We start from the raw sequence: 23,079 nt of genomic DNA on the forward strand, positions 1-23,079 counted from the left end.
ATAAACGATTTTGCCACGGCCTTGGTTCGATCAGTTTCGCTTGCCCTGGCGAAGGCGTCCGACGATGCCGCCGGGGAAGGCGTAAACGCTGATGACGAACAGCGCGCCGAGCCACAGAAGCCAGCGATCCGGGTGGATGAGGTTGGGCAGGAGCGGAATGCCCGCCAGCGCCTTGCTGCCGGCCTCCATGAGCACCTGCAGATAGCTCTGGGCGAGCACGAAGAGCGCTGCCCCGATGATGGCGCCATACATGGTGCCCATGCCGCCGATCACCACCATGAGCAGGATGTCGATCATGATCGCGAAGGAGAGCGTGGTGTCCGGTCCGTTGTAGCGGAGCCAGAGGGCCAGCAGCGCGCCTGCGACCGTCGCGGCGAGCGCCGAGATAACGGAGGCGGCGGTGCGGTAGGCTACCACCCGGTAGCCGAGCGCCTCGGCGCGGAACTCGTTCTCTCGGATCGCCTGCAACACGCGCCCGAAGGGCGAGTTCACGATGCGCAGCATGAGCAGGAACATGCCCATCGCGACAAAGAAGAGGAGATAGTAGGCAACGATGCGCCCGTTGATCATGACGCCGAAAACCGGCTCCGCGAACGGGCGGAAGGCGGGGCGCAGGGCATAAGGCAGCTGGAAGGACAATCCGTCCTCGCCGCCGGTGATGCCCGACATCTGCGAGGCCAGAACCGCCATGGCGGAAGCGACGGCCAGCGTGATCATGGAAAAGAAGATCGCCCGCACGCGCAGGGACAACAGGCCGATGGCAATGGCAAGGATTGCCGAAGTGCACAGCGCCGCGACAAGGCCGATGGCGGCAGAGCCCCAATCGGCCCCGAGCTTTTCCAGGCCGATGGCGATGCCATAGCCGCCGATGCCGAAGAACATGGTGTGGGCGAAGGAGACGATGCCCGAATATCCGAGCAGCAGGTCATAGCTCGCGACCAGCACGATGAAGACGCAGATCTTCGCCGCCGTGCTCAACGGCTGGCTGCCCGAAAAGAGGAAGGGCGTCAGCGCCAGAACCAGAACGATGGCGATGAGAATGAACGACAGCGCGCGGGAGCGCGGCATGTCGGAAGAGAGGAGGCCGGCGAGAAGCCCGCCGCGCGGGCGGGCTTCATCGAAGGATGCGGGGATGGCGGGAGTCGCGGTCATCGGCGTGCTACCGGAAAGAGACCCTGCGGGCGCCAGATCAGCACCAGGGCCATAACGAGGATGTTGGAGATCAGGGCCAGTTTGGGCGCGAGGAAGCCGACATAGTTGGCGACGAGGGCAACGAGGATCGAGCCCACGAAGCAGCCGCCGACGGAGCCGAGCCCGCCGATGATGATGACGATGAAGACGAGAACCATCACTTCCATGCCCATGCCGGCGGTGAGCGTCTGGCGATAGAACGCCCACATGACGCCGCCGAGGCCTGCAAGGGCGGAACCCGCCACGAACACGCTGACGAACAGGCGACGGATGCGGTAGCCCAAAGCCTCGACCATCTCAGGGTTCTCGACGCCCGCGCGGATCAGAAGACCGATGCGCGTGCGGTTGAGCAGCAGCTGCATCCCGAGGAACACCAGGAGGCCGATGCCGACGGCGACCACGCGATAGCGCTCCATGACGATGTCGCCGATCACGAACGCGCCGCGTAAGGTCTCGGGGAGGCGGATCGGGATGGGCGAGGCGCCCCAAAGGGCGTGGATCGCCTGCTCGGTCACGATCAGGCCGCCCATGGTGACCAGAATCTGTTTCAGATGGCTGCCATAGACCGGGCGGACGATGACCCGCTCGAAAACCGCGCCGACGATGCCGGTCACCGCCATGGCGGTCACGATGCACAGGAGAAGCAACGCGAGATTGAGACCGACGGAATCCGCCGCGCCCCATCCGGCAAGTGGTCCAAGCACGAGGAGCGTGGCGTAGGCGCCGAGCGAGATGAACACGCCGTGGCCGAAATTGATGATGTCCATCAGGCCGAAGACGAGGGTGAGGCCGGAAGCCATGAGAAAGATCATCATGCCCATGGCAAGCCCGGCGACGGTCAGCGTGACCCAGGCCGAGGGAGAGCCGATGAAGGGCAGGGCGAGAAGCGCAAGCGCCGGCACGAGGGCCAGCGGCATCCAATCCGTCTTGGTGCGCGGTAACTCGGTCGGAGCGGTGGTTTCAGCGGTGATGTCGGTCATTGGTGGGCATCCAGGCTGAGGCCGAGCAGGCGTTGTTGCAGGGCTTGATCGGCCACGAGGTCGCTCATGGCGCCCGAGTGCACGATGCGCCCGTCATCCATCACCAGCACATTGTCGCCGAGCGCTGAAGCCGCGTAAAAGTTCTGCTCCACGAGCAGGATCGTTTCGCCCGCTTCTTTCAGTGCGCGGAACGCCTCGATCATGCTGCGCACCATCACAGGTGCGAGGCCCTTGGTCGGCTCGTCGACGAGGAGCAGGCGGCGCGGCTCCGCGATGGCGCGGGCAATCGCAAGCATCTGCTTCTGGCCGCCGGAGAGATTGCCCGCGGGCAGGTTCCAGAACCGCTTGAGGGCGGGAAAGAGGCCGAGCATCCAGTCGAGCCGCGCACTGTCCACCGGGCCGCTGCGGGCGGCAAGCACGATGTTCTCGCGCACCGTGAGATCGGTGAAGATCGCCATGGATTCCGGCACATAGGCAATGCCGCCCTGCGCGACGCTGGGCGTCGAGCATCGCGTGATGTCGCGCCCATCAAAACGAATGCTGCCGGAAGAGGCCCGCCACAATCCCATGATCGTGCGCAACGTCGTGGTCTTGCCTGCGCCGTTGCGGCCGAGAAGCATGGTCAATTGGCCCGCGGGGATATCGCAGGTCACGCCGTGCAGGATGTGATAGGGCCCGATATGGGTGTGAACGTCTTGCAATCGGAGAAGCGGCTCGCTCACGGGCGCACCTCCACGCCGAGATAGGCTTCCTGCACGACAGGCGACGCGATCACGGTTGCAGGATCGCCATCGGCCACAAGCGTGCCGTTGTGCAGCACGACGATGCGGTCGGCGAGCGAGCGCACCACGTCCATCTTGTGCTCCACGAGAAGCACGGTCGCGTCGCCGCGCTGCTTGATGTCATGAATCAGTTCGAGCACGGTCGGCACTTCATCGACGCTCATGCCGGCTGTCGGCTCGTCGAACATGAATACCTTCGGCTCCATGGCGATGAGCAACGCCACTTCGAGCTTGCGCTGATCGCCGTGCGAAAGGGTTTTCGGAGCCACATGGCGCTTGTCGGCCAGGCGCACGCGCTCGAGGATCGCTTCCGCCTTCTCGATCAGATCGCGGCGGCTGTTCCACACCTTGAAGAGGGACCAGCCTGCATCCGCGCGGCTTTGCACCGCAAGACGCACGTTTTCCAGCGCGGTCAATTGCGGAAAGAGATTGGTCAATTGGAAGGCGCGACCCAGCCCGCGATGGGCGCGGGCGGACGGCGCGAGGTTCGTGACGTCCTCGCCTTCCACTAGCACCTCTCCCGCGCTCGCGCGCAGCTGCCCGGAAACGAGGTTGAAATAGGTTGTCTTGCCGGCCCCGTTCGGCCCGACGATGGCCGTCAGGGTGCCGGGCGAAAAGCGGCAGGAAACGTTGTTGACGGCCACATGGCCGCCAAACCGAATGGTAAGCCCGCGCGTTTCCAGCGCGGGCGTTGTCGTTTTCTGAGTCACGGTGTCAGATCAGCGCTTGTTCCGAACCGGGATCGGCATCTTGTCGGCCGGGATGGTGTTGACGAGATCGAGCAGGTCGTTCGCGTCCTTGCCATCAGCCTTCACTTTGAAGTGATACATGGCCTGCAGCGCCTGGTGATCTTCCTTGCGGAAGGTCATCGTGCCCTTCGGCGTCTCGAAGCTCATGCCTTCCATGGCCTTGATGAGCTTTTCGGTGTCGGTGCCGCCGGCCTTCTCGATAGCCGTGAGAGCCGCAGATGCCGCCGCGAAACCGCCCGCCGTGAAGAAGTCCGGCGGTGCGTTGAAGCGCTTCTGGTGCTCGGCCACGAGCCAGTCGTTCATCGGGTTCTTGGGGAACGCATAGTAGTAATAAACCGCGCCTTCCATGCCGGGATAGTTCTTGTAGATCTGCATGGCCGGCAGGATGTTGCCACCCGGCGCGATCTCGATGCCGAAGCGCTCGGGCTTCAGGTCGGCGATCTTCGGCAGCGGGTGCTGGCCCGCCCAGATGATGTTGATGATCTTCTTGCCCGGCTTGTCCTTGAGCGCGTCGAAGATGCGCTGCGCGGAGGCGGTAAAGTCGGTTGCGTTCTGGGGCGCGTATTCCTCGAACACGATTTTGGCATTCGGGCGAATTTCGGCCAGCGCGCTCTTGAGCGCGGCGACACCGTCTTTACCGAAGGCGTAATCTTGCGCGAGCGTCGCAATCGACACGTCGCCGCTCGCCGGAACGGCTGCGGCCGCGCCATAAGCGTCCTGCGTCGAGTTGCGGGCGGTGCGGAAGATGAAGCGGTTCCACTTTTCGCCAGTGATCGCGTCGGCGACAGCCGGCTCGACGATCAGCACCTTGCCGTTTTCTTCCGCGACCGGAAGCATGGCGAGCGCGGCTGCCGACGAAGTGGTGCCGATGGCGAGATCGACCTTGTCGTCGTTATAGGCCTGCTCCAGCAGGGTCTTAGCGAGGTCGGCCTTGAGCTGGTCATCCTTGACGATGACCGAGATCTTGCGACCGCCAACGGCCATCGTACCCTTGGTGAGGTATTCCAACCCCATCATGAAACCGGCTTCGGTCTGCTTGGCGTAAGCCTCGAGCGGACCCGTCTTGCCGGCGATGAGCGCGATCTTGATGTCCTGGGCGAACGCGGTCGAGGTCAGCAAAAGACTTGCCGCGGCGGTAGCGATTGAAAGCTTTAGGCGCATTCGACTCCCCATATATTGTTGCGCCATTGACGATCCGCGGTCGCGTCGTGTCAAGTTCAACTCTTGGACTTCTGTGGAGATTATTTAGGCAGCTCAATGCCCTGCGTCATGCTTCCGGCAGAATCGGCGCTTCGATGTCGGACGCCGGGCGTGCCCGCCGCGCGGCGCGATGCTCCAGCACCATCAGCACCAAGCCGGATGCGCAAATGACGCTCGCGCCGACAAGCGTCCAGAAGCCAACGATGTCGCCAAACGCGAGATAGCCGAGCACGATGGCCCATACAATCAGCGTGTACTGATATGGCGCGACGATGGAGGCCGGTGCGATCTTCAACGAGCGGTTGGTGCAGGCATGTCCTGCCATCGACACGATGCCGAGGAGAAACAGCACCGCGAGTTCGAGAAAAGACGGCATCACCCATGCGAAAGGCGCGGTCACAGCTCCAAAGATCAGCGCGCCGAGGATCTGCCCGAGCACGAGCGTCGCGTCATGCGTGTCACGCAGCTGGCGCGTCGTGATCATCAGCATGGAATAGGACAGGCTGCCCGCGAGCGCGACCAACGCGGGGAGCGTCAGCGTCGCCTCCGAAGGCCGCAGCGTGATGAGGACGCCAATGAATCCAGCGCCGATGGCGGCGATGCGTGGCCAGTCGAGTTTTTCTCCGAGCCAGAAGACGCCCAGCGCCGCCACATAGATCGGGGCCGCGAGATAGTAGGTCATCACATCGGCCAGCGGCAGATACGTGACCGCCCAATAGAAGCAGGCGACTTCGACAGTGGAGAAGACGATGCGTAAGCCATGCAGGCCGGGCCGCGACGGAACTGCGAGTGGTACCTTCTGCTTGCGCATAAGCGGAAAGAGCACTGCGAGCGCCGCAATGCTGCGTATCAGAAGCAACTGGCCGACCGAATAGGTGGCAACCAGCCATTTCCCCATCACGTCGTTGACGGAGAACAGGAAAACGCCGAGCAGCATGAAGCCGATGCCGGCGAGCGATGCTGACCGGAGCGTCGAGGCGGACATGGCCTTGGGCCGGTTCATCGCGCATCACCGCAACAAGTGTTCACCGGCGATAGAACGATTTCCGCAAAAGGCGGCATGGAAAAGCTCTTGAGAATCCTGCAACAGGCGCAGGCAACCGGGGCGCATTCATGGGTGAAGCGTCGGCGATTCACAAGTCTCGGAGGTAGAGATGCCCCCTCAATGCGCCATCAGGACGGGAATTTGCGTCTGATTGAGGATGTGGCTCGTCGCGCCGCCGAAGAACATCTGGCGCAAGCGGCTTTGCGTATATGCGCCTTTGACGAGAAGGTCGCAGCCGAGCGCTTCCGCCTCCGACAGGATCGTCTCGCCTGGCTTGCCGGCCGGGTCCGGCACGGTCAGCGCCTCGGCGGTCATCCCGTGAATGCGCAAGGATCGCACCAGTTCTGTTGCGGATGGGCCGGGGACGCCCCAATCTTCGAGTTCTAGGACGATGACGCGGCGTGCCTTGGCGAGAAGCGGCATCGCGCCCTGCACCGCGCGGGCTGTCTCGGTGCTGCGGTTCCAGGCGATCACGACGGTCTGGCCGAACGAGGCGGGTGTCTTTGGCGGTGCGATGAGAACCGGGCGGCCGGTTTCGAACAGGGCCGCTTCGACCGTGGAAAGCCGCGTATGGCCGTTCGTGCCATCGGGGCGTCCGACCACGGTGACATCGAAGACGCGCCCGTAAGCACCCAGAAACGCGTCTTCCACCAATCCATCCTGCCGCCAGGCATAGCCTAAGCCCGCCAGAACGGACGCAGCGCGGGAAACCTGTTTCGTGACCATGAAGGCCTCGAAACGCTGCCGGCACGCCTGCGCGATCTCCATCCGGTTTTCCGGGGTAATCGGCGAGGGAACGCCGATGGCGATGTCCACCGGGAGCACCACCGGGTAATCCGGCGTGACCGCAATGCCCTCGATGTAGCTGTCGAAAGCCCGCCCGAGCAGAAGGGCCGTTTCGAGGATCGGTTCCACGATGCCGTGGTCTTCGATGGGGACGAGGATGCTTTTCATAAAGATATTGTCGCGCTCAAACCCATCCTCGGCAAGCCCACCGGCTAAGGTTATGAGGCGGGCGGTGACCAAATGAAGGGTGTGATGACCGACAGACGCCGGAAGCCCCGCCGCTCCAAGATGGGAAGGCTCATCGGGCTGCAATCGACCGTCAGCCAGCGGCAGCCGCGCGCCAAGGCCTCGCGGGCGCGGGCGGCGACGAGGGCGGAATAGACGCCTTTGCCCCGCCATTCCGCCAGCGTCGAGCCACCGAACAGACCGCCGAAGGTATCGCCGCGCTTGTGCCGCATCCAGCCGACGCTAATGGGTTCGTCATTCGCATAGGCGGCATAGATCGACAGGCTGTCAGGGGCTGCTCGCTTTTCCTGCGCGATGGTCTCTGCGAGCCACGCGGCACTCTCGGAATCCCCATAAACCGCGCCGTTGACGGTCGCGATATCCGCGCACGCGGCTGGATCGTCGAGCCGCTCGATGCGGATGCCGGCGGGGAGGGGCCTATCACCAGGATCTTGCGCGACATCGAAGGCGACGAGGGTTTCAGCGTCGTCCGGCACGAAGCCTGCTGCTTGAAGCCGCGCGCCGAGGTCGAAGGGTTCGTCGTGGCTGAAATGCTTCCACTCGAAAGCGCGCCCCTGTGATCCGAAGAAGGCGGTTTGCTCGGCTATGGCGGCATCTGCGTTCGCGCTGTCGAGGCCGGTCCAGAGAACCGCGTTGTCGTGCGCCTGCTCGCCCGGTCCGATCAGGCGAACCACCTGACCCGCCAGCTCCGTGACGTATCCTGGCGAAAGCTGCCCAATCCAGGCGCGGACCTCGGAATCATAGAGGCTCAAGAGTGCTTTGTCGGTCATTTCGCTCGTCCCTGGACCGTGCCGCGTTTTTACACGATCTTGAAGTCGCTCGGCTTCCACGAAACGGCGGGGTAGCGCGGGTTCATGTCTTCGAGCGTCGCCCTCACGATCGATGCGATCGCGGCGTTGCGGACCCATTTGTGGTCGCCGGGGATGACATGCCACGGGGCCCACTTAGTCGAGCAGCGATGCAGCATGGTCTCGTAGGCGTCCTCGAACTCGTTCCAGAGTTTGCGGTCATCGAGATCGCCGGGGTTGAACTTCCAGTGTTTCTTCGGATTGTCGAGGCGCTCCTGCAAACGCTCGGCCTGCTCCTTCTTTGAAATGTGAAGCATGAACTTGAGAATCGTCGTGCCGTTCTCCATCAGCATGCGCTCAAAGTCGTTGACCTGGTCGTAGCGCTTTTCGATAGCCTCCTTCGGCGCGAGGCTTTTCACCTTCGCGATGAGAACGTCCTCGTAATGCGAGCGGTTGAAAATGCCGACGGTGCCGCGTCGCGGGCAGGCGGCGTGCGCGCGCCAGAGAAAGTCATGCGCCAGTTCGTTCTCGGTCGGCTGTTTAAACGCCGTCACCGAAACGCCGACGGGGCCTGCCGTATTGAACACGCCACGAATGGTTCCGTCCTTGCCGGCGGTATCCATGCCTTGCAGCACGATCAGGAGAGAGCGGGTCCCCTCTGCATAGAGACGATCCTGCAGTTGATCGATCTCCTGCGCCATAATGGCGGTTTCTGCTTCAGTTCTAACCTGATCGTCGAAACCGCATTTGTCGTGCGCGTCTCGCTCCTTCAACTTGATCCGGTCACCGGGCTTGATCTGGAGCTTCTTGATTGCGTCTTGCAGTGAACCCATCCGGGTCTCCCCTTGGTCTTCCCCACAACGATAGAGCAACTAATGGCGAAAGGAAGACAGTCTTTACCCGGCGCGGGCGCCAGCCTATCAAGGCGCTCTCCCTGCGATGACGAAGGTCGATCCGATGCTTGCTCTCTACTACGCCCCTGGCCTTGCCAGCTTCTTACCCCACGCGATGCTGCGCGAAGCCGGAGCAGATTTCGAGTTGCGCTTCATCGACCGCGATAACGATGCGCATAAGGGCGAGGCCTATCGCAAGCTTAACCCCAACGGTCTGATCCCGGTTTTGGTCGACGGTGAAAACGTGGTTTTCGAGACGGCTGCCATCGCCCTGCACATTGCCGACAAGTTCCCCGTATCAGGCCTCGCACCGGCTCTCGGCAGCGCAGAGCGGAGCCAGTTCTACAAGTGGATGGTCCATCTCACGAACACCGTGCAGCCGGAATATCGCGTCTGGTTCTATCCGCATCAGCACGTGGTGGATGAAGCCGCCATCCCGAGCGTGAAGGAAGCCGCAGGTCAGCGCCTCAACCGGATGTTCGACCTGATTTCCGAGCAACTCGGCGACAAGACATGGCTGCTGGGTGACCGTTTTTCCGCAGCCGATCTCTTCCTGTTCATGCTGATCCGCTGGAGCCGCAACATGCCGCGCCCGGCTCGCACCCTGCCGAACCTCGGCCGCTTCGCTGAGCGCGTCTTCGCCCGCCCCGCCGTGCAGGAAACCCTCAAGGCCGAAGGCATCACGGCTCCCTTCTTTTAAGTCTCGCCGCGCCGCCATTGACATCCATCAAATGAGACGGCGCGCCTCTATGCGAGGATTTTCTCCCTTTCGAAGGAGATTGAGGCATGCCGATTTTCATCACGCAGGGACGTTTTACGCAGCAAGCCTTGAAGGGCATGTTGGCGCGACCGGAAGACCGGGCCGAGGCGGTTGGGGAATTTATCGCAAAAGCCGGCGGACGGATGATCGCCTATTACATGACCTTTGGGGAGTACGATTTTCTCACCATCTCCGAAGGACCTTTCGACGGCGCTGCGACGGGGGCCATCGTTGCGGGCGCGAGCGGCGCGGTCACTGACCTCAAAACCACCTTCGCCATGACATCCGCCGAGATGAAGGCTGCCTTCACCAAAGCCGGCTCGATCACGGCGTCGTTTCATCCCGCCGGGGTGCCGCTGCCCTGACCTGATTATTGCGATTACCCCGGTAAGACCTGATCGATGCGGCCCATGTCGGACCAAGGGTCTTGCCGGAGGTTTGCCAGGCGCTCCCCTAGGTTCGCGACTGTGAAACCATTCGGTCTGAGATCCGGGGAAAGCTCGTCCCAGGCAACCGGTGTCGCAACCGGCGCGCCTTCTCGAGCGCGTGTCGAATAGGGCGCGATGGCGGTGGCTTCGCGGGTGTTGCGCAGATAGTCGATGAAGATCCGGCCACCGCGTTTGCGCTTGGCCGACATCGCCGTGTAGCGATCCGGCTCATCGGCGGCCATGGCCTGCGCGATGCGGCGCGTAAAAGCTGCTGCCTCCGGCCACGAGGCCTTCGGCTTGAGAGGCACCACGACGTGAAGGCCTTTGCCGCCGGTTGTCTTGACGAAGCTCTCTAGCTTCGTGCTCCGCAGCCGCTCGCGCATCGCAAGCGCCGCCTCGATCACGCGCGGCCAAGCAACGCCATCGCCGGGGTCGAAATCGAAGATGAGGCGATCTGGATGTTCCAGATCGGTGATCGTCGCGCCCCAAACGTGCATTTCCAGGACGCCCGCCTGAACAAGAGCGACGACGCCCTTGATGTCGCCAACCGACAGCACGGTCTGCTCGCCTTTCTTGGCGGGAACCCGCGTCCGGTGAATGAAGGCGCTCGACCGTGTCCAGGGGTGGCGCTGGACGAAGCAATTCTTGTGTGAACCGGAAGGGCACCGCACGAGGGTGAGAGGGCGGTCGATCAGATGCGGCAGGAGCCAATCCGCAATGCCGACATAGAACTCCGCCAGTTCCTGTTTCGTCAGCCCTTGCTGCTCCCAAAGCACGCGGTCGGGATGGGTGAGGGGGACACCGGCAACTTCAAGCGCCGAAGGCGTGCGGCTCGCCCGTCGGGCGCGTGTTTGCGCGACATCGTTCATGAGCCGGTCTCTTCGGCGATCTCTTGAAGCGAGCGGCCGGTTTTGGCGGAGTCGGGAGCCTCTTCCAGAATGTCCGGCTCGTCCTCGCTGCGGGCATAGGCGTCGTCGCCTTTGATGAGGAGCCAGGACTCTTGATGCCGGTGCGGGCGAGGGGCTATGCGGATGAGATGCCACGCCCCGCGCAGCTTCTTGCCTTTCAAGGTGAAGTTCAGGCGGCCTTTGGCATAGCCGTCTTCCGGGTCGCCCTCCGGTTCCCAGATGCCGCGATCCCAGATCATGACCGTTCCCGCGCCATATTGGCCCTCAGGAATCGTACCTTCGAAATCGCCGTAATCGAGAGGATGGTCTTCAGTATGCACGGCGAGGCGCTTCTCGCCTGTGACGAGGCTCGGGCCCTTCGTCACCGCCCAGCTCTTCAGGACGCCGTCGAGCTCCAGCCGAAAATCGTAGTGCAAGTGGGAAGCATCATGCTTCTGCACGACATAAGAAGAGCCGCCTCGCCGAGCGGTGCGGCCCGACGGCTCCGATGTCTTCGTGAAGTCGCGCTTGGCGCGATAGGCGGCGAGCCTTGCCATGGCGCGGAGTCAAATCCCGCGCCATGGTGATGGTTCCGGTGGTTTAAGAGGCCAGGCTTCTCGCCTCGGCCTTCGCGTTCTCGGTGAGGAAGGCGGCCGCGATGAGGTCGCGGGTGTAGTCTTCCTTCGGTCGGTCGAAGATCTGCTCGGCGGTTCCGCGCTCCACGACCTTGCCGGTCTTCATGACCATGATCTCGTCGGAAAGCGCACGCACCACCGCGAGGTCGTGGCTGATGAAGACGTAAGCCAAGCCATGAGCCTTCTGCAGCTCACGCAGCAGCTCCACGATCTCCTTCTGCACCGAGCGGTCGAGCGCCGAAGTCGGCTCGTCGAGGACGACGAGCTTCGGATGCAGGATCATCGCGCGGGCAATAGCGATGCGCTGGCGCTGGCCACCTGAGAATTCATGCGGGAAGCGGTTGCGCCACGCCGGATCGAGCCGCACTTCCTCGAAGGCCTGTGCGGCGCGCCGGTCGCGCTCTTTTCGGGAAATGCTCGGCTCGTGAACGAGAAGACCTTCGGTCACGATCTCGCCCGACGTCATGCGGGGAGAGAGCGAGCCGAAGGGGTCCTGGAACACCAGCTGCAGGTGACGCCTCAAAGGACGCATGCCGCCGCGGTCGAGCGGCATCAGGTTGCGATCCTCGAACCGCACCATGCCGGAGGCGGGTTGCAGCCGCAGGATCGCGCGCCCCAGCGTCGACTTGCCCGAACCGGACTCACCCACGACGCCAACGGTTTCACCGGCACGGACCGACAGGCTGACGCCGTCGACCGCGCGGAGGACATGGCCGGCCTTGCCGAAGAAGCTCTTCTTCAGGCCGAAAGTGACCTGAACGTCCTTGGCTTCCAGAACCATCGGCGCACCGGCCGGCACGGGCTCCTTGCGGCCGGTCGGCTCCGCGTCGATGAGCATCTGCGTGTAGGGATGCTTCGGCGCAGCGAATATATCGCCGGTCTTGCCGCTCTCGACCACCTCGCCACGCTTCATGACATAGGTGCGGTCGGCGAAGCGGCGCACGATACCGAGATCGTGCGTGATGAATACGATCGACATACCGAGGCGCTTCTGAAGATCGCTCAAGAGTTCGAGGATCTTCGCCTGCACCGTCACGTCGAGCGCCGTCGTCGGCTCGTCCGCGATCAGAACGTCGGGATTGTTGGCAAGCGCCATGGCGATCATGACGCGCTGACGCTGGCCGCCCGACATTTCGTGCGGGTAGGAGTCGATGCGCCGTTCCGGATCGGGAATGCGCACGAGCTCCAGAAGCTCGATCGCGCGCTTGCGCGCCCGAGCCTTGTTCAAGCCGCCATGGGTGGTGAGCGGAAGCGCCAGCTGATCGCCGATCTTGTAGAGCGGATCGAGCGAGGTCATCGGCTCCTGGAAGATCATGGTGAGCTTGGAGCCGCGATAGTGGTTGAGCTTGTTGGGCGACAGGCCCACCAGCTCCTCGCCGCGATACTTTACCGAGCCTTCGGCCCAGCCGTTCGAGGCGAGAAGCCCCATGACGGACATCATGGTCTGGCTCTTGCCCGAGCCGGACTCGCCGACAATGGCGACGGTTTCACCCGCATTGACGTCGATATCGATGCCCTTCACCGCATGCAGGGTGCCGTCGCCTGTGCGGAAACGGACGTGAAGGTTGCGGACCGCAAGAACAGGTTGGGCCATATCAACGGTCCTTCGGATCGAGCGCATCGCGCAAGCCGTCGCCAATGAAGTTCAAACAGAACAGGATCGCGACGAGAGTGACGGAGGGATAAATCAGCATCCAGGTTGCACCCTGGATGTTCTTGGCGCCTTCGGAGATCAGCACGCCAAGACTGGTGTTAGGCTCTTGAACGCCGAGGCCCAGGAAGGAGAGAAAGCTCTCGAGCAGGATCACCTTCGGAACCAGCAGAGTCATATAGACGACGACCGGACCCAGCGTGTTGGGAATGACGTGACGACGGATGATGCCCTTCGTCTCGACACCGAGCGCTTCGGCCGCCTGCACGTATTCCTGCCGCTTGATCGACAGTGTCTGACCGCGAACGATGCGGGCCATGTCGAGCCATTCGACCGCGCCGACCGCGATGAACATCAGCACGAAGTTGCGGCCGAAGAACACCACCAGCATGATCACGAAGAAGATGAATGGCAGCGAGTAGAGAACATCGACTGCACGCATCATCACGAGATCAGCCCGGCCTCCGAGATACCCAGACGTTGCGCCGTAAGCCACACCGATCACGATGGCGACGAAAGTGGCGAGCAGGCCGATGGCGAGCGAAACCTGCCCGGCCTTCATGGTGCGGGTGAGAAGATCGCGCCCGTTCGTGTCCGTCCCGAAGAAAAAGTATTTCCGCTTCAGGGGCACCTCGACGACGATGCGCTTTCCTTCATCGGCGCGCTCGAGGACTTTCGCCGCGCCGAAGAGGTCTGACCGCTCGAAATAAGCGAGCAACCGCTCGTCGATAGGACGTTGGCCGACAAGGGTCATCTGCACGTCGTCACCCTTGATGGTGATGTTCTCGGCCTTCGCACGGACACGCGCGCCGATACGTTCGATATTCGGCTCGATCTGATCGGGCTTGGGATAGGACGAGAGGCTCGCCGGGACCTTCACGTAGTCAGGATAGACCTTGTCGAACGGGTGTCCCGTCACGAACGGCCCGAAAATGCAGGCGAACGCGATGAGGCCCAAGAGGATGATGCTGCCGAACGCCGCCTTGTTGCGGACGAGGCGGCCACGCGCCTCCACCCAAAGCGAGCGCCCGACGACCGGGTCTTTCAATGTTTCAGCAGGAAGAACTGCGCCTTCAGCCATGGGACAACTCAATCGTAGCGAATGCGCGGATCGATGATCGCGTAGAGGATATCGACCACGAGGTTGAACAGGAGCACGAACACGGCGACGACGACCACAGTGCCCATGACGAGCGTGTAGTCGCGGTTCAGCGCGCCTTCGACGAAGTAGCGTCCGACGCCCGGCAGGCCGAAGATGGTTTCCACCACCACCGAACCCGTGAGCAGCGCGGCGGCCGCGGGGCCGAGGTAGGAGACGACCGGCAAGGCCGCGCCGCGAAGCGCATGTTTGACGATGGTCAGCGACGGCAGGCCCAGCGAGCGCAGCGTGCGGATGTGGTTGGAGCGCAGGTTCTCGATCATGGCCGCGCGGGTCATGCGCGCCACCACCGCGATTTGCGGCAGGGCCAGCACAAGCACCGGCATCACGAGATTGGCAGGAGAGCCGTTGTTCCAGCCCGCAATCGGCAGGACAGCCAGCGCCAAACCGAACACGATCTGGAAGATCGGCGCGACGACGAAATTCGGGATGGTCAACCCGAGCGCCCCGAGGCCGGTCACGAGGTAGTCGATGCCGCTGTTCTGGCGCAGGGCGGCAATGGCCCCCAGCGTGCCGCCGACGAGAACGGCGAGCGTCAGGGCAAGGCTGCCGAGGGTCATGGAGACCGGAAGGCCGCGAGCGAACAGTTCAGCGACGGAAAAGTCGCGGAGATAGAAGGATGGGCCGAAGTCACCCTTCAGAACAGCGCTCAGATAGAGCCAGTACTGTTCGATGAGAGGGCGATCAAGCTGGTAGATCCGGTTGAGGTTCTCCATCACCTTCGCTTCGAGGGGGCGTTCCAGGTCGAACGGGCCACCGGGCGCAAGGCGGATGAGGAAGAATGCGATCGTGACGATCACAAATAGCGTCGGGATAGCCGACAAGAGTCGGCGGAAGATGTACGAGAGCACGCGAAGGCCTCCATGCTCAGGACAGCAAAAAACAAAAAGGGGTGGCCCGTCAGAGACGAGCCACCCCGTTGCTTAAAGCTTATTGGTCCTTCGAGAGGAAGCGCGACGGATAGACGCCGCGGGTGTTCATGACGAAGCCCTTGATCTTCGGCGAGATCAGCTGCGCCTTGCCGTAGTACATGACCGGAATCCAGGGCATGTCCTTCATGAGGATGGTCTCAGCCTTCTTCATGAGATCCGCGCGCTTGGACAGGTCCAGTTCGGTCGCCGCCTGCTTCAGAAGGCCGTCGAACTCCGGATTATTGTACTTGCCGTAGTTGAAGCCCTTGTTATCGCTCTGCAGCAGGAACAGGAAGTTGTTCGGATCCGAGTAGTCCGCGATCCAGCCGTAGCGGGCCACGTCGAAGTCGCCGCCATCACGCAGGTAAGCGAAGTGCGTCTTGCCGTCCGTGTTGATGAACGACGTCTCGACGCCGATCTGCTTCCACTGCTCGGCCACGGCCACAACCGTGTTGCGGTTGTTGTCGGTGGTGTTGTAGCGGATTTCGACCTTCAGCGGCTTGCCGGGGCCGAAGCCCGCGGCCTTCAGGAGGTCCTTGGCCTTCGCCTCACGGTCGATCGGCGACATGTCCTTGTAGTCCATGTAGGCCGGCTCGCCGTAATTGCCCACGCCCGGAGGCATGAAGGAGTAGCCCGGCTGCATGGTCTGGCCCCAGATCTGCTCGGCGATGAACTCGCGGTCGAGACCCATCGAGAGCGCCTGGCGCACGCGTGCATCGCTGAGCGGTGCCTTGGACGAATTCACGACGAGGAACCAGGTGCCGAGATACGGGCCGAGCCTCACCTGATCCTTGAAACGCTCCTTGAGCGACTTGATCTGGTCACCCGGAAGGTCGTCGGTGGTGTCGAGCTGGCCGGCTTCGTAACGACGCACGGCTGCCGCGAAATCCGGTGCCGGGTAGTACATGACCGTGTCGATCTTGACGTCTTTCGCGCCGTAGTAGGCGTCGTTCTTCGCGAGCTTTATGTGCGAGTTCGGGACGAACTCGGTGAGCTTGTAAGCGCCGTTCGACACGAGGTTGCCCGGCTTCACGAAGTCCTTGCCGAACTTCTCGACCGAACCCTGATGAACTGGAAGGCTGGTTTGGTGCGTCAGGAGCTCGATGAAGTACGGGGTCGCCGCTTCGAGCTTGATCTCGACGGTCTTGTCGTCGATGGCGCGCACGCCGAGATCTTCGACCTTGCCCTGGCCCTTGTTGATCTTCTCGGCGTTCAGGATCGGGTAGAGGATGTTCGAGTACTTGGCGCCCGTTTCCGGGTTCATGATGCGGCGGTAGGAGTACACGAAGTCCGAGGCCTTCACCGGGTCGCCGTTCGACCACTTGATGCCGTCACGGAGCTTGAAGGTGTAGGTCTTGCCGTCAGCGCTGATGTCCCACTTTTCGGCCTGGCCGGGAACGGCTTCGCCCTTGGCGTTGTAGGTCACGAGGCCTTCGAGCAGGTCGCGCAGGATGTGCGATTCCTGCACGGTCGAGGTCTTGTGGGTGTCGAGTGTCTCGGGCTCACCGGTATTGGCTCGGTTGTAAACGACCTCGGCCGATGCCGAGCCCATGAGTGCTGCCGTCGCGACGGAGGCGAGGGCCAAAGTTTTCAACCATGACATTAGACGTGTTCCCTTTGTGGTTTTGCCTTAGGGTTTAGAAATATTTCGGTCCAAGCGCTGAAGCGTGACCTTGTCCCATTTGTTGTTCAAACAACCGTTTCTGTCCAGTGCCCCATTTCGCTCCAATAAAATCAAGGGCTTAGGGGTGTGGAGAAACGTCATGCGCCGGCGTCGAAGACCAGCCCGGCGGCCTCGATGCCCGCCGCCGCCGCAATTTCGTCGTTATCGGATGTATCGCCTGACACTCCGACCGAGCCGAGGATTCGTCCCTTCGCGTCCTTGATCAGCACGCCACCGGGCACGGGGACGAGTTGGCCGCCGACCGCGTGGGTCGCTGCGGCGACGAAATAGGGACGGTCGGTCGCCATCTTGTGCAGCGCCCGCGAGCCGACGCCGAGGGAGAGGGCCCCATAGGCCTTGCCCATGGCGATCTCGGCCCGCTTCAGGCTGGTGCCGTCTTCGGAGGCGAGGGCCTTGAGCGCGCCGCGCTCGTCGTAGACGACGATGGCGAGCGCCTTGAACGACTTCTCGCGCGCGGTCTTGAGCGCCGCCGACACGATGGTCTGCGCCGTCTGTAGGGTGAGTTCGGGCATTCTGGGGTCCCCTCCTTGAGAGCCAGTTTTTGAGGCGTGAATAAACGAAGCTATTTAGCGCGTCACCGCGTCCTTTTGTGCCAGCCAGGCCGCGACGGTTGTGCGCTCCTCTAGCGTCATCTCGGTGATGTTGTTGGGCGGCATGGCATGGGTCAGGACGCTCTGCACCCTGATCTGATCCGCATGGCGGGCGATCTCCTCCGGCGTATCGAGGCGTACACCCTTGGGCGCGACAGGAATGCCCTCCCAAACGGGCTCGGCCGCATGGCACATGGAGCAGCGGGATTGAATGGCAAGCGTCGCCTCTTCGAACGAGGCCGCGAGGGTCGCCGGCGTCGCCTCCACCGGAGTGCTTGCCAGATTGGCATTGCCGGGCTTGCCGATGATCGAGAGCCAGATTGCGGCGATGAGGCAGGCTGCCGCGACGCCCCATGTCCACCAGGGCGACCCCTTGTCGGCATGGCGAGAATTGAAGAAATGGCGCAAAGCCGCGCCGGCGATGACCACAAGCCCGATGATGGCCACCGAATAGCGGGACGACCATGCCAGCGGGTAATGGTTCGAGAGCATCAGGAAGATGACGGGAAGCGTCAGGTAGTTGTTGTGGGTCGAGCGCAGCTTCGCTTCCTTGCCGAGCATCGGATCGGGCAGGCGCCCCGCTAGCAGGTCGGCAACCACCTTCTTCTGGTTCGGGATAATGATGAAGAACACGCTCGCCGACATCCAGGTCGCGATCATCGCACCCGTATGCAGGAAGGCGGCGCGGCCGTTATAGACATGCGTGAAGAAATAAGCCGCTGCCAGAATATAGAAGAACAGCACGATCCCGAGGGCGATGGCGTTCTTGCCGAGGGGCGACCGGCAAAGGCCTTCATACACGAACCAGCTGAGCGCCAGGGACACGATGCCGATGCCGACCGCCTGCCACGGAGCCAGCGCGCGGATCGCTGGATCGATCATGTAAAGATCGGCATGGAGGTAATAAGCCCAGACCAGCAGGAAAAAGCCGGTGATCCAGGTGGCGTAGCTTTCCCATTTGAACCAGGTCAGCTCCTTCGGCATCTCCGGCGGCGCAACGAGATATTTGCGCATGTTGTAGAAGCCGCCGCCATGAACCTGCCAAGCTTCGCCGCCAACCCCTTGCGGCAGGCCATCGCGCTTCTTCAGGCTCAGATCCAGATGGATGAAGTAAAAAGACGAGCCAATCCAGGCAATGGCGGTAATGACGTGCGTCCAGCGAAGAAGCTGGCTGATCCATTCGGAGATTTGTGGGTCGATCATGCGGCCACGTGCGAAAATGACGGAAAGGAGAGCCTAGGGGCGCTTTGCGCTTTGCGAAAGACCTGCCGTTAGGCTTTTTCAACAGGAACCGCTTCAGGAAAATTCAAGCCCTCGGTGCCGGCTTTCACTCACCGCTTGACGGCGGCGGGCGGCGCCGGAACATTCGTACCCCATCTTTGATCGAGGTTCTCATGGGCCGCCTGTCCACCCACGTCCTGGATACCGCCAATGGCAGGCCCGCCAAAGGCATCGCCGTCGAACTTTTCGCGATAGAGGGAGGGGGGCGTCGTTCGGTCCTTCGTACGACGACCAACGCCGATGGGCGCACCGACGCGCCGCTCATGACGGGCGACGCGTTCCGTACCGGGGTTTACGAACTCGTGTTCGAGGTGGGGGCGTATTTCAAGACGATGGGCACGGCGCTCGCCGACCCGCCTTTCCTCGATATCGTTCCAATCCGCTTTTCCATCGCCGAAGCAGATGGGCACTATCATGTGCCACTTCTCGTCTCGCCTTGGAGCTATTCAACCTACCGGGGAAGCTGACCATGGCTGACGCATCTTATCCTCGCGACCTCGTCGGCTATGGCCGAAACCCGCCGCATGCCGATTGGCCGAACGGTGCGCGCATCTGCGTGCAGTTCGTGATCAATTATGAGGAAGGCGGCGAGAACAGCATTCTGCACGGCGACCGGGCTTCCGAAGCATTCCTGTCCGAGATCGTCGGCGCTGCTGCTTGGCCGGGCCAGCGGCACATGAGCATGGAATCGATCTACGAATACGGCTCCCGCGCCGGGTTCTGGCGACTGTGGCGGATGTTCACCGAGCGCGGCATGCCGGTCACCGTCTATGGCGTCGTGACGGCCCTGATGCGCAATCCCGAGGCGGTCGCCGCCATGAAGGAGGCAGATTGGGAAATCGCCAGCCACGGCCTCAAGTGGATCGACTACAAGGACTTTTCCTCCGACGAGGAGCGGGCCCATCTCAAGGAGGCGATCCGCATCCACACCGAGGTTACGGGAGCGCGGCCGACCGGCTGGTACACGGGCCGCACCTCGGAGCATACGATCCGCCTGGTGGCGGAGGAGGGCGGCTTTCTCTATTGCGCCGATTCCTATGCGGATGAACTTCCCTACTGGGACGAAAGCACCAAGAATCCGCAGCTGATCGTGCCTTATACGCTCGACGCCAACGACATGCGTTTCGCGACGCCGCAGGGGTTCAATTCGGGCGATCAGTTCTTTTCCTATCTGAAGGATTCCTTCGACACGCTCTACGCCGAGGGCGCGACCGCGCCAAAGATGATGTCGGTGGGCCTGCATTGCCGCCTCGTCGGCCGTCCCGGCCGCGCCGCCGCGCTGGCGCGGTTTCTCGACTACGTCGCCTCCCACGAGGATGTCTGGGTCGCCAAGCGTATCGATATCGCGCGGCACTGGATCCGGCACCATCGCCCGGCAAGCCTCAAGCCCAGCACGATGAGCAAGGCCGTCTTCGTGGAGCTTTATGGCGACATCTTCGAGCACTCGCCCTGGATCGCCGAGAAGGCCTACGATTCAGGCTTGTCCTCGGCGCAGGACACCGCCGAGGGCCTCCACGCCACGATGGTTCATGTGCTCTCCGAGGCGACTCGCGACCAGAAGCTGACATTGATCCGGGCGCATCCCGATCTCGCCGGCCGCCTGAAGCTCGCCGAACTCACCGAAGATTCCCGTGGCGAGCAGGCTTCTGCCGGCCTTGACAGCCTTACGGAGGCGGAACGCGACCGGTTTCTTTCGCTCAACGACGCCTACAAGCAGAAATTCGGGTTCCCCTTCATCATGGCGGTCAAAGGACGGACGAAGGACGAAATCCTGGCGGCCTTCGAGGAACGGGTCGCCCATGACGCGGATCGCGAGTTCGACACGGCAGTGGTCCAGATCGAGCTGATCGCCCTGTTGCGCCTGAAGGATCGCTTGCCGTCCTTGGCGGATGTGTTCTCGTCGCTGGCTTAGGGGACCTTAACTCCTTCGCGCCCGCGTCCAAGCGGAACTGGCCTTTGCGTCCACGCGTCTTCGTGGCGGCTTGGTCATGTGTGCCAGGCCCGTGCGAGAGGAGAGGGACATGGGCTTGTTCACGTTCATCAAGGAGGCGGGAGCCAAGATTTTTGGTGGGAGTGCCGAGGCGGCGACCGCGGACAAGTTGAAACAGGAAGTTCAAAGCCACGGCTTCGATGCCAACAAACTTGGAATCGAGGTCAACGGCGATAAGGTCAAGCTGTCGGGGCAGGCGGTCAGTCAGGAGGAGGCCGAGAAAATCATCCTGTCTCTTGGCAACACCTTCGGAGTCGCTGAGGTGGACACGAGCAGTCTCCAGATCCAGACGCCCGGAAGCCAATCGACCATGTACACGGTCCAGAAGGGCGATACCCTGTGGGCTATCGCCGAGAAGCATTACGGCAAGGGCCACGGCGCGAAATATACGGAAATCGTGAAGGCCAATTCGCCCCCGGTCAAAAACCCCGACATGATCCAGCCGGGCTGGGTGCTACGCATTCCGGCGATGGCATAAGGACTATCGCGACGGCTATCCTTTGTGCGAAATCATAGGACCCATGAACGCACGGAGGAGCCTGTGACCGGAGCCGGAAATCCAATCGTCGATCTCGACCGCGACGCCATCAAGAAAGCGCTGAGCGAGGGCTCGGTCCTGCTCGTCGATGTCCGGGAGCCGCACGAGTATGCGGCGGGCCATATTCCGGGTGCGATTTCCCACCCGCTATCCGCCTTCGACCCATCGTCCCTGCCGCAGGGCAAGCGGATCGTCTTCTCCTGTGCCGCGGGCGTTCGCTCGGTTCGCGCCATTGAATTCGCCCAAGTTGCGGGGCTCGATCTGCGGGAGCATTACAAGGGCGGCTTCAAGGATTGGGCGCTGGCCGGCGAGCCCATTGAATAATGGAAGCCGGCTCATCACGCAGATGTGTTCCCATTCCCCTGTTGCCGGAATCGTACAAAATATGCGGTAGTTACAGCTAAGGCGGGAATGGTTCGTCAAAAATGCCATTGCTCGCGCCAACGTGGGGAACATCGTATGAAGCGTGTAATTCTTGTGGCTGGCCTTCTGGCCCTGGGCGTCACTGCGGCCCTTGCCGAGAGCAGCGTTGTCGAGCAGCGCCAGGCTCTCATGAAGCAGATGGGCGGTGAGACCAAGACCACCGGCGGTATGCTGCGGGGTCAGGAGCCCTTCGACCTCGCCAAGGCCCAGGCGGCCCTCAAGACCATTTCGACGAACGCAAAAAAGGCGTCGAGCCTTTTCCCCGAGTCCTCCAAGGCCACGACTGAGAAGACCGAGGCTCTCCCTGCCATTTGGGACAGCAAGGCCACATTCGACTCCAGCTTCTCGAAGCTGGAACAGGACGCTCAGGCCGCGATGTCTTCCATCAAGGACGAAGCCTCCTTCAAGGCCGAGTTCCCGAAAGTTCTGCAAAACTGCGGCACCTGCCACAAGACCTTCCGCAAGGGCTAAGCCCGACAGGATGCGATCCGGGCGGCCTTGTGCCGCCCGTTTCATTTCGGAGAACACGTATGCGTAAGGCGTTGGCGGGCCTGTTTGTTTTGGCTGTGTGCGGAGGGCTGGGGTTCCTGGCGCTGACGACACCAACCGCCTACCGCCTTCTTCGCGGCGAGCATCCGGCGCCCAGCACCGGTCGTCAGCCCGACTTGAGTAACGGTCGTACGCTATTCTTTGCAGGCGGCTGCTCCTCATGCCATGCCGTGCCCGGACAGGAGGATCGCACGCGTCTCGGCGGCGGCCTGGCGTTGACGACGCCTTTCGGGACCTTCCATACGCCGAACATCTCGCCCCATAAGCGGGATGGTATCGGCTCGTGGAGTGTCGCCGATTTCGTGCGCGCCATGCGCGAAGGCGTGTCGCCCGAGGGGGAGCATTATTATCCGGCCTTTCCCTACACCTCTTATCAGCACATGACGCCGGACGATCTGTCCGACCTGTTCGCGTTCCTGATGACGCTGTCTGCGGTCGAAGGCGAGGCGCCGCCGCATGAGCTGCCGTTTCCGTTCAACGTCCGCAGGGGACTGGGCCTCTGGAAACTGGCCTTCTTGGACGGCGCGCTTTTGAAGCCCGATCCGAACAAATCCCCCGAGTTGAACCGTGGCGCCTACTTGGTGGAAGGCGCGGGCCACTGCGCGGAATGCCATAGCGAGCGCAACATCGCCGGCGCGATCATGGCGGATCGTCGCTTTGCGGGCGGACCGGACCCGGAAGGCAAGGGCGTCGTTCCCAACATCACCGCCGGCCCCGGCGGCGTGGGCGGCTGGACGCTCGAGGAAATGACGGCGCTTCTAAAGTCAGGAGAGACGCCGAACTTCGACACGGTCGGCGGCTCGATGGTGTCGGTGGTGCACAACATCGCTCAATTGCCCGAGAGCGACCGGCAAGCCATGGCCGAATATATCCTCTCGTTGCCGCAGAGGACGGCATACAAAAAGCCGGAATAGGTCGTTTCCCAAAGCAAAG

General features: G+C 62.4%; 24 protein-coding genes and 1 pseudogene. 8 read left to right on the forward strand and 17 right to left on the reverse strand.

Annotated features, from left to right (window positions below):
• Positions 1-30 precede the first annotated feature (30 nt).
• The 9 genes from HB375_RS07610 to HB375_RS07650 form a co-directional block, all read right to left on the reverse strand.
• Entirely contained in the window at positions 31-1,068 is a 1,038-nt protein-coding gene (locus tag HB375_RS07610) for a branched-chain amino acid ABC transporter permease (protein ID WP_425515167.1), read from the reverse strand.
• Positions 1,069-1,148: 80 nt separating this feature from the next.
• Positions 1,149-2,171, reverse strand: coding sequence for a branched-chain amino acid ABC transporter permease (locus HB375_RS07615; protein ID WP_167672362.1), 1,023 nt, complete (start codon positions 2,169-2,171; stop codon positions 1,149-1,151).
• Positions 2,168-2,893 (reverse strand): ATP-binding cassette domain-containing protein, encoded by a 726-nt coding sequence (locus HB375_RS07620; protein ID WP_167672363.1) that lies wholly within the window; start codon positions 2,891-2,893, stop codon positions 2,168-2,170. The genes HB375_RS07615 and HB375_RS07620 overlap by 4 nt, the downstream gene beginning before the upstream one ends.
• Positions 2,890-3,663, reverse strand: a complete 774-nt coding sequence (locus HB375_RS07625; protein WP_343232367.1) for an ABC transporter ATP-binding protein — start codon at positions 3,661-3,663, stop codon at positions 2,890-2,892. The genes HB375_RS07620 and HB375_RS07625 overlap by 4 nt, the downstream gene beginning before the upstream one ends.
• Before the next feature lie 9 nt (positions 3,664-3,672).
• Entirely contained in the window at positions 3,673-4,863 is a 1,191-nt protein-coding gene (locus HB375_RS07630) for a substrate-binding domain-containing protein (protein WP_167672364.1), read from the reverse strand.
• A 106-nt stretch (positions 4,864-4,969) separates the two neighbouring features.
• Positions 4,970-5,905 carry a DMT family transporter gene (locus HB375_RS07635; protein ID WP_167672365.1) on the reverse strand — a complete coding sequence of 312 codons (936 nt, stop codon included), beginning with the start codon at positions 5,903-5,905 and terminating at the stop codon, positions 4,970-4,972.
• Between the two features lie 159 nt (positions 5,906-6,064).
• Positions 6,065-6,901, reverse strand: a complete 837-nt coding sequence (locus HB375_RS07640; protein ID WP_167672366.1) for a universal stress protein — start codon at positions 6,899-6,901, stop codon at positions 6,065-6,067.
• Between the two features lie 50 nt (positions 6,902-6,951).
• A complete protein-coding gene (locus tag HB375_RS07645) occupies positions 6,952-7,749 on the reverse strand; it encodes a GNAT family N-acetyltransferase (protein WP_167672367.1) in 798 nt (265 codons plus the stop codon).
• 29 nt (positions 7,750-7,778) lie between these two features.
• A complete protein-coding gene (locus HB375_RS07650) occupies positions 7,779-8,600 on the reverse strand; it encodes a polyphosphate kinase 2 family protein (protein ID WP_167672368.1) in 822 nt (273 codons plus the stop codon).
• A gap of 106 nt (positions 8,601-8,706) precedes the next feature.
• Here HB375_RS07650 and HB375_RS07655 point away from each other — a divergent pair, with 106 nt between their 5' ends.
• Both HB375_RS07655 and HB375_RS07660 read left to right on the forward strand, forming a co-directional pair.
• Positions 8,707-9,360 carry a glutathione S-transferase family protein gene (locus HB375_RS07655; protein WP_246728380.1) on the forward strand — a complete coding sequence of 218 codons (654 nt, stop codon included), beginning with the start codon at positions 8,707-8,709 and terminating at the stop codon, positions 9,358-9,360.
• 86 nt (positions 9,361-9,446) lie between these two features.
• Entirely contained in the window at positions 9,447-9,785 is a 339-nt protein-coding gene (locus HB375_RS07660; RefSeq protein ID WP_167672369.1) for a GYD domain-containing protein, read from the forward strand.
• 14 nt (positions 9,786-9,799) lie between these two features.
• On the opposite strand, the gene ligD is transcribed toward HB375_RS07660, so the two are convergent.
• The 8 genes and pseudogenes from ligD to HB375_RS07695 form a co-directional block, all read right to left on the reverse strand.
• Complete coding sequence (gene ligD, locus HB375_RS18130) at positions 9,800-10,717, reverse strand: non-homologous end-joining DNA ligase (protein WP_246728381.1); 918 nt, start codon at positions 10,715-10,717, stop codon at positions 9,800-9,802.
• Positions 10,718-10,725: 8 nt separating this feature from the next.
• A pseudogene (locus HB375_RS18135) lies at positions 10,726-11,292 on the reverse strand (DNA polymerase ligase N-terminal domain-containing protein); the annotation flags it as partial.
• 43 nt (positions 11,293-11,335) lie between these two features.
• Positions 11,336-12,964, reverse strand: coding sequence for an ABC transporter ATP-binding protein (locus HB375_RS07670; protein WP_167672370.1), 1,629 nt, complete (start codon positions 12,962-12,964; stop codon positions 11,336-11,338).
• A gap of 1 nt (position 12,965) precedes the next feature.
• Positions 12,966-14,102: an ABC transporter permease gene (locus HB375_RS07675; RefSeq protein ID WP_167672371.1), complete on the reverse strand. Its 1,137-nt coding sequence runs from the start codon at positions 14,100-14,102 to the stop codon at positions 12,966-12,968.
• 8 nt (positions 14,103-14,110) lie between these two features.
• Positions 14,111-15,031 (reverse strand): ABC transporter permease subunit, encoded by a 921-nt coding sequence (locus HB375_RS07680; RefSeq protein ID WP_167672372.1) that lies wholly within the window; start codon positions 15,029-15,031, stop codon positions 14,111-14,113.
• A 79-nt stretch (positions 15,032-15,110) separates the two neighbouring features.
• Positions 15,111-16,694, reverse strand: a complete 1,584-nt coding sequence (locus HB375_RS07685; RefSeq protein WP_167672373.1) for a peptide ABC transporter substrate-binding protein — start codon at positions 16,692-16,694, stop codon at positions 15,111-15,113.
• A gap of 158 nt (positions 16,695-16,852) precedes the next feature.
• Positions 16,853-17,287 (reverse strand): GlcG/HbpS family heme-binding protein, encoded by a 435-nt coding sequence (locus tag HB375_RS07690; protein WP_167672374.1) that lies wholly within the window; start codon positions 17,285-17,287, stop codon positions 16,853-16,855.
• 54 nt (positions 17,288-17,341) lie between these two features.
• Positions 17,342-18,568 (reverse strand): urate hydroxylase PuuD, encoded by a 1,227-nt coding sequence (locus HB375_RS07695; protein WP_167672375.1) that lies wholly within the window; start codon positions 18,566-18,568, stop codon positions 17,342-17,344.
• Between the two features lie 191 nt (positions 18,569-18,759).
• Here HB375_RS07695 and uraH point away from each other — a divergent pair, with 191 nt between their 5' ends.
• The 6 genes from uraH (at position 18,760) to HB375_RS07725 (ending at position 23,060) form a co-directional block, all read left to right on the forward strand.
• Complete coding sequence (uraH, locus tag HB375_RS07700) at positions 18,760-19,113, forward strand: hydroxyisourate hydrolase (protein WP_167672376.1); 354 nt, start codon at positions 18,760-18,762, stop codon at positions 19,111-19,113.
• A gap of 2 nt (positions 19,114-19,115) precedes the next feature.
• Positions 19,116-20,558 carry an allantoinase PuuE gene (puuE, locus tag HB375_RS07705; RefSeq protein WP_167672377.1) on the forward strand — a complete coding sequence of 481 codons (1,443 nt, stop codon included), beginning with the start codon at positions 19,116-19,118 and terminating at the stop codon, positions 20,556-20,558.
• Between the two features lie 109 nt (positions 20,559-20,667).
• Positions 20,668-21,114, forward strand: a complete 447-nt coding sequence (lysM, locus tag HB375_RS07710; RefSeq protein WP_167672378.1) for a peptidoglycan-binding protein LysM — start codon at positions 20,668-20,670, stop codon at positions 21,112-21,114.
• A gap of 63 nt (positions 21,115-21,177) precedes the next feature.
• The gene (locus tag HB375_RS07715) at positions 21,178-21,498 is read left to right on the forward strand and encodes a rhodanese-like domain-containing protein (protein WP_343232368.1); all 321 of its coding nucleotides are present in this window, start codon (positions 21,178-21,180) and stop codon (positions 21,496-21,498) included.
• A 135-nt stretch (positions 21,499-21,633) separates the two neighbouring features.
• Positions 21,634-22,068, forward strand: a complete 435-nt coding sequence (locus tag HB375_RS07720; protein WP_167672379.1) for a c-type cytochrome — start codon at positions 21,634-21,636, stop codon at positions 22,066-22,068.
• Positions 22,069-22,127: 59 nt separating this feature from the next.
• Positions 22,128-23,060, forward strand: coding sequence for a cytochrome c (locus HB375_RS07725; RefSeq protein ID WP_167672380.1), 933 nt, complete (start codon positions 22,128-22,130; stop codon positions 23,058-23,060).
• Positions 23,061-23,079 lie beyond the last annotated feature (19 nt).

This window comes from Microvirga terricola (assembly GCF_011777495.1).
In the GTDB taxonomy this organism is placed as follows: domain Bacteria; phylum Pseudomonadota; class Alphaproteobacteria; order Rhizobiales; family Beijerinckiaceae; genus Microvirga; species Microvirga terricola.